A 6069-nucleotide genomic window follows, 5' to 3' on the forward strand; every position below is an offset into this window, starting at 1 on the left:
TCTTAGAAAATACGGTAGCTTGTAAATCGGTTGGCGAGATAGTAGGAAATGGTGATCAAGATAAAACCTACCGCTGATTTTAACAGTCCTACGGCCGTAGCCAACCCATACTGCAAATTCAGCAGACCTTCGCGGTATACCCAGGTATCGATAATATCACCGGTGGAGTACACAAGCGGATTATACAGGTTAAAGATTTGATCGAAGCCGGCATTGAGCACGTTGCCAAGGCTTAAGATGAGAAGCAGGAAAACCGTCGGCGCTATTCCCGGAAGCGTAACATGGATGAGACGATCCCAACGGCTCGCTCCATCCAACGCCGACGCCTCGTACAGGGAAGGATTAATTCCCGTCAATGCGGCCAAATAAATAATCATATTAAAACCAAATTCCTTCCATACGTCGCTGCCCACAACAAGAAATGGAAACAGCTCCGGCTTTCCCATAAACAGAATCGGTTCGATGTCGAACATGGAAAGGAGGTTGTTGACCGGTCCGGTATACGAGAAGAGATCGATAATAATCCCGCTGAGAATAACCCAGGACAGGAAATGAGGCAAATACACCAGAGTCTGTATCCACCTCTTGAACCTCACGATCCGCACTTCATGAAGCAGCAGGGCAAAAATAACCGGAATGATGAGATGCGCTGCTATCTTCATCACCGCGATAAACAAGGTATTAAAAAATATAAGTTTGCTGTCATTGAGCGAAAACATATATTCGAAATGATCCAATCCGATCCATTTCGAGCCCATCACGCCGCGAACAGGATGATAGTCCTTGAACGCAATGAGAATCCCAAACATCGGAACAATGCTGAACATGACTAGCCATACGTACCCCGGGAGAAGCATTAGATAATAATGTTTGGCGAATCCCTTGTTTTTCAAGCCGCCTTCCCTCCTTAATATCCGATCGATAAAGACGCCGGACCAATGCCGGCGCCCTTCGTTTGCAACTCCTGTTATTTCATCGTTTGTTCGATTTCTTTCGTCACTTGATCGCCGCCTTGCTTCTGCCAGTCTTTAACGAATTGATCGAAGGAATCCAGCGGGGCAGAGCCCATGATGATTTTTAAAAACGATTCTTTTTCCAGTTTAAGCAGGTTGGTCCACTTGTTTTCCATCGTTTGGGTACGTGTATAGGACAAGCTTTTGATTTTATTCACATTCGGATCGAAATGGTTTCTTCCTCCTACGAACAAGGAATACGAGCGCATGAAATCCTTGTCAGCCATGTTCCAATTCTGGATGTCGATGTTATCGTAAGGCTGCAATTTGGTGTTTTTAATGGTTTCCAGCGTATTCTTCAACAGCTTATACTCCGTGTTGTCCGCATAGTCTTCCGGCTTTTTGGCGCCCGCCAACACCTCTTTCGCAGCTTTCATCTCGAACCCTATTTCGTCAAGAGGCGCAAAGAAGTTGCGGATCAGCATGAATTCGTTCCCGTATTTAGACTCGTCTCTAAGATAAAAATTATTGATCTTGATCGGTGCTTCTGGATTCGCATAACCTTTGCGTACAACAAGGAATGTATTCGAAGGATTCGTTGTCATGACGTTGTACTTGCCGTTCTCTCCCAGCGGCAGCGCATAAGCCTGCCAGTTCGCCTTCGGATCGTTCTGCCAGGCGCTTGGCAGCGGCCAATACCCCCCATAGAACCCGCAGAAGAACATGCCGGCTTTTCCGCTGATCACAACTTCTTCCGGCGTCTTGCGAATGCCTATTTCCTTATCGATGAGGCCTTTAGCGTACATGTCTCGCAGCTTGGCAAGAGCCTTTTTGGCTTCCGGCATGGTAGAGCCGTACACCGGCTTCCCGTCGGCGCCCTTTACCCAAAATCCCGGATAGGCGTTATATGCCGAAAAAATGGCGGTAAAGTCAAAATTAGGCGGACCTTGGGTAAAATCGTTGTACAAGCCCGTGCCTGCCGCAAGACCGATGGTGTCTGCTTTGCCGTTTCCGTCAGGGTCCTGTTCCACGAAGGCTTTTGCTACATTTTCCAGATCCTCCATTGTTTTCGGAGGCTGCAGTCCGAGCTTATCCAGCCAATCTTTACGAATCCACAGCCAGCTGAAATCTTCCGCGGTTACGGACGGAACAGCCATGATCTTGCCGTCAAAGGTTACTTGGCTCTTGGCAAGCCCATCCGTGCTTTCAACGATTCTTTTGACAGCGGGGGACGCATATTTGTTGTAGGCATCGGTTAAATCCTCAATCTCTCCAGCTTTCACCATTTGATTCAGCTGCACCTGGTTGACTACCATCGCATCAGGTAAATCGTTGCTGGCGATAGCCAAATTCATTTTTTGATCAAAATTCGTTTTGGCGACCTGCCAAGCGATTTTCAGATCAATATTTAAGCTTTCTTTGATCGCTTTATTCCAGACATTGTTTTCGGGAGTTTCCCCTTTACTCGATTTAAAGCTCGGATCCACACTGTACGCGATATTGAGGGTAACTGGTTTCTCGTACTTTCCAAAAGGATCGGCAGCCACAGCCGGTTTAGAATTCGCTTCCGTGCTGCCCGTTGCACTTGGCCCGCCTGACGTGCCGGAACACGCCGTTACGGTAACCATAGAAGCGGCGAGTAGAACCATGACGGTTTGTTTTGACATGTAATCCCCTTCTTTCGTATCATTCAGCCTTGATTTTAGTATAAAAGAAATAGACGATACTCCGGGATAGGAAACGAGCGCAAATCCGGGTAGACAAATGCATGCAATTCATACGTTCATCCAGGTGTGCATACGATCGTTTTCTGACATCTGTCCCCCCTTGAATTGAACATTTATCTACCCGTACAAAAAGAGGAAAGGCGCCGTCAGTGCGAGCGCCTTTCCTCTTTTTGACCGTCCGCAAGATTTCCGCTCATTTGCCTTTTCGATGCGTCATCCGATATTCGCTCGGAAGCATGCCCGTTAACTCGCGAAAAATTCTGCTGAAGTATTTTTCATCGGAATACCCGGTTTGTTCGGCAATCCATGCAATGGTATCGTTCGTATTAAGCAAATACTCCTTCGCCTTTTCGATTCGAACGGAGCGAGAAAACTCGTTGAACGTTTTCCCGATAATATCTTTAAAGCATTGACTGAAATAACTGCGGCTTATGTTCAATCGTTGCGCCAATTGGGCTGCCGTCAGAGGCCGATTGATTTCGGCTTGAACCATCGCAACCGCTTTTGTTATGCAATCTCTAATTTCTTGGGAGTATGAAGCGTGCCCCGTGGATTCCTGAATGTCTCTTCGGAGCTTGCCTAGCCATTGTTCGACCTGAAACCAGGAGTGAAAAGCGTGGAGCCTTTGAATTTTACCCATTGGAGTCTGGGCAAACAAGCGGTTCCACTCCATCACAAGCGAATATAACAGCCCGAGCAGCTGGCTTTTATGCAGTCTCAGCGACTTCATATCGCCAATGAGCTTCTCATATAAATCATCGTTATGAAACCAGCCTGAAGTCAGCCAGCTTTCCTTTACCCTTGCCAGCTGTTCGTCATCCGGATCGGCATACGATTCGAAACCGTCTTTCATGGAGGCGGAAGCGATGGGACAATCCGGCCGATACTCGTAAAACAATTCCTTCTCCGCATAAGCTCTGACCCATTGCTGAATCTCCTTCCACGAACGTCCATGGAGATCGGATAAAATAAGCAGCATGCTGGCCGGTAACGTGCGCGCCTTCTCCGATAAGGTTTCAAACAGCCTGCTCTCTTCCCCCTTCATCGACAACCCGATCCAACTGCTGCGATCCGCTTCCATCAAGGCATCGTCCGCCTCAAGTTTCAGTTCATGGAGCCCATTAGGGCCGGACTCGCGATCTAAAGACAACAGAACGAATCCCTTCTCGTATACTTCGTTTACTTCATCGGGAATAAAGGTCTTTTGACTTTGGCGACTTTGGGGCATTTGCTCGCTTATCCGGCCGGCGATTCGGCCAAGGACCTCTTCAAACTGCTCCTTCTCCAATTGTACCTTGGCAATGTAATCAATAGCTCCAAGCCTGAGCGCTTCCTGGATATATTCAAAATCCTGATGGAGCGTTAATACGACCATGTGGAGATGAGGATAATGTTTACGGGCCGTCCGCATTAATTCGATCCCGGACATCACCGGCATAGCCAAATCGGTCAACAACAAATCGACGGGCTGCGATTCCAGGAACTCCAACGCTTTCGCACCATTATTAGCTTCACCGACAACCTGCATGCCAAACGCTTGCCAAGGCATAGCCGAAATCAGACCTTTGCGGACTAACTTATCGTCATCCACTACAAGTACTCTTATCATTGCCGGTTTTCCTCCCCAACAATAGGCAAGGTGAGTAACACGCTCGTGCCCTTACCGATTTCACTCTTTATTTCCAGCTTCGCTTTATCCTCATAGCGAGCCTCCAGCATTCGCTTTACATAATTCATACCGATTCCCATGCCGACCTTCTTCTGTTCCACCGTGCGATTATTCAGCAGCTCGCGAATCGTTTCCTCCGACATCCCCGAACCGTTGTCATGTATTGAAATCTGTATATCCTTATCGAGTATCACGTTGACTTGAATATAGCCGTCATCGCTCAACCCGTGATAAAGGGAATTTTCAACAAGGGGCTGAAGAATAAATCGCGGAACGGGCATGGTCAGCACTTTCTCGTCCACTTCAATCCGCACATCAAATTGAAAGTCGTATCGGATTTGCTGCAAAATCAGATACTGTTTCAATGCGTCGATCTCTTCCTCAATCGTGGAGGCTTGTCCCAATTTACCCAGGTTATAATACAGTAATTTGTTTAAGGATTGGACGAGCCGGTCGATCTCTTGCTGTCCGTTCATGACGGCCAACCAATGGACGGTGTCCAGCGTATTCATCAGGAAGTGGGGGTTAATCTGATAGAGCAATTTTTCTACTTCGAGATCTACCCGATTCTTCTCCTTTTCCTTCACCTCGTTAAACAAATCCCAGATTTGCTCTCTCATCCGCGAGAATTGGCTTAATAGATGATCAAATTCGATAATGCGAGTTTGTTGTCGATGATGGGTCATCACTTTATTTTGGGACATCCATTTAATTTCTTTATGAAAAAGGTTCAGCGGCCTGTACACCATCTTCCATAGCAACCAGGCCAGCAATAAGGTAACGCCAAGAAACAGAAGCGCTACAAGAAGGATTTGCAGGACCCATCTGTCTTTCTCCAAATTATAATCAGCCTGTAAGATAACGGAAACGACACTCCAGTCTTGAGCCGAAGTCTGCTTAAACCAATGATAGCCTTTGTATAGTCCGGCCCCCTCCCCTTTAGAAAAATCAGGAAATTGAGCCCCGTTAGCAAATACTTCCGGAACCTCGCTGTAGGCAATCCGACCGTGACCATCCAGAATAAGGTGGGACAAAGCCCCTCCGTATTGGTCGTTGTTCAAAATATCTTGCGTTAACCGGAAGCCGGATTCGATATAGACATAAACGTCGTCGCGGTCCGGCAGCTCCACCTGTCTTAAAGCAGACAAAACCACTTGATCGTCAAACTGGTTCATGCTGACATGGGGACCGTAATAGGCAATGCCGTAATATTGGGCAAGCAGTGGCAACTTTTCCGGTGAAAAATTTTCTTTTATTGGGAAATTCGCAAACTGGACGGTACCTTCCTTCTTAAAATAGTACATCGTCAACCCGATGTTCGGATTCGTAAATGTGATGAGGTTCAGCTCGTTTTCCAGCTCTTCTCTGGATTTCATCCGTTGGAACGGATCCTCCGATTGCCGGAGTACCTCGTCCAATTGCTTGCCCAGGGTACCGCGGTAAGCCAATTGCTGCGAGATATGGTTCAAATTGCTGATCGAATTCCTTAAGGAAAGCTCTACCTGTCTTAAATTGCTTTTGATTCCGCTTTCAACTTTGTTACCGAAAATGGAATCAATCGTGTAATAAGAAATGATAAAAATACTTAAAAAGGGAGCCAAGGAACTGAAAAAGAATATGAGAAAAATCCTTCTCTTTAATGTCACCGGGAATGAACCCCCTTCAGAGTTCCTTGAGTAAGCGTTGCTCTTGAACACTCCCACCACCTGCGCTAATGGCA

At 46.9% G+C, this 6069-nt stretch carries 4 protein-coding genes; all 4 read right to left on the reverse strand.

Annotation, left to right across the window (positions count from 1 at the left end):
- Positions 1-2: 2 nt before the first annotated feature.
- The 4 genes from PEL01S_RS23270 to PEL01S_RS23285 all read right to left on the reverse strand — a co-directional run bounded on the left by PEL01S_RS23270 (position 3) and on the right by PEL01S_RS23285 (position 5995).
- A complete protein-coding gene (locus PEL01S_RS23270) occupies positions 3-893 on the reverse strand; it encodes an ABC transporter permease (RefSeq protein ID WP_127462001.1) in 891 nt (296 codons plus the stop codon).
- Positions 894-967: 74 nt separating this feature from the next.
- A complete protein-coding gene (locus PEL01S_RS23275; protein ID WP_127462002.1) occupies positions 968-2620 on the reverse strand; it encodes an extracellular solute-binding protein in 1653 nt (550 codons plus the stop codon).
- A gap of 253 nt (positions 2621-2873) precedes the next feature.
- Positions 2874-4289 (reverse strand): response regulator transcription factor, encoded by a 1416-nt coding sequence (locus tag PEL01S_RS23280; RefSeq protein WP_127462003.1) that lies wholly within the window; start codon positions 4287-4289, stop codon positions 2874-2876.
- On the reverse strand, positions 4286-5995 hold the full coding sequence (locus tag PEL01S_RS23285) for a sensor histidine kinase (protein WP_127462004.1): 1710 nt from the start codon (positions 5993-5995) through the stop codon (positions 4286-4288). Before PEL01S_RS23285 ends, PEL01S_RS23280 begins: the two co-directional genes overlap by 4 nt.
- Positions 5996-6069: the final 74 nt, after the last annotated feature.

The organism is Paenibacillus elgii NBRC 100335 (assembly GCF_004000865.1).
GTDB lineage: Bacteria > Bacillota > Bacilli > Paenibacillales > NBRC-103111 > Paenibacillus_G > Paenibacillus_G elgii.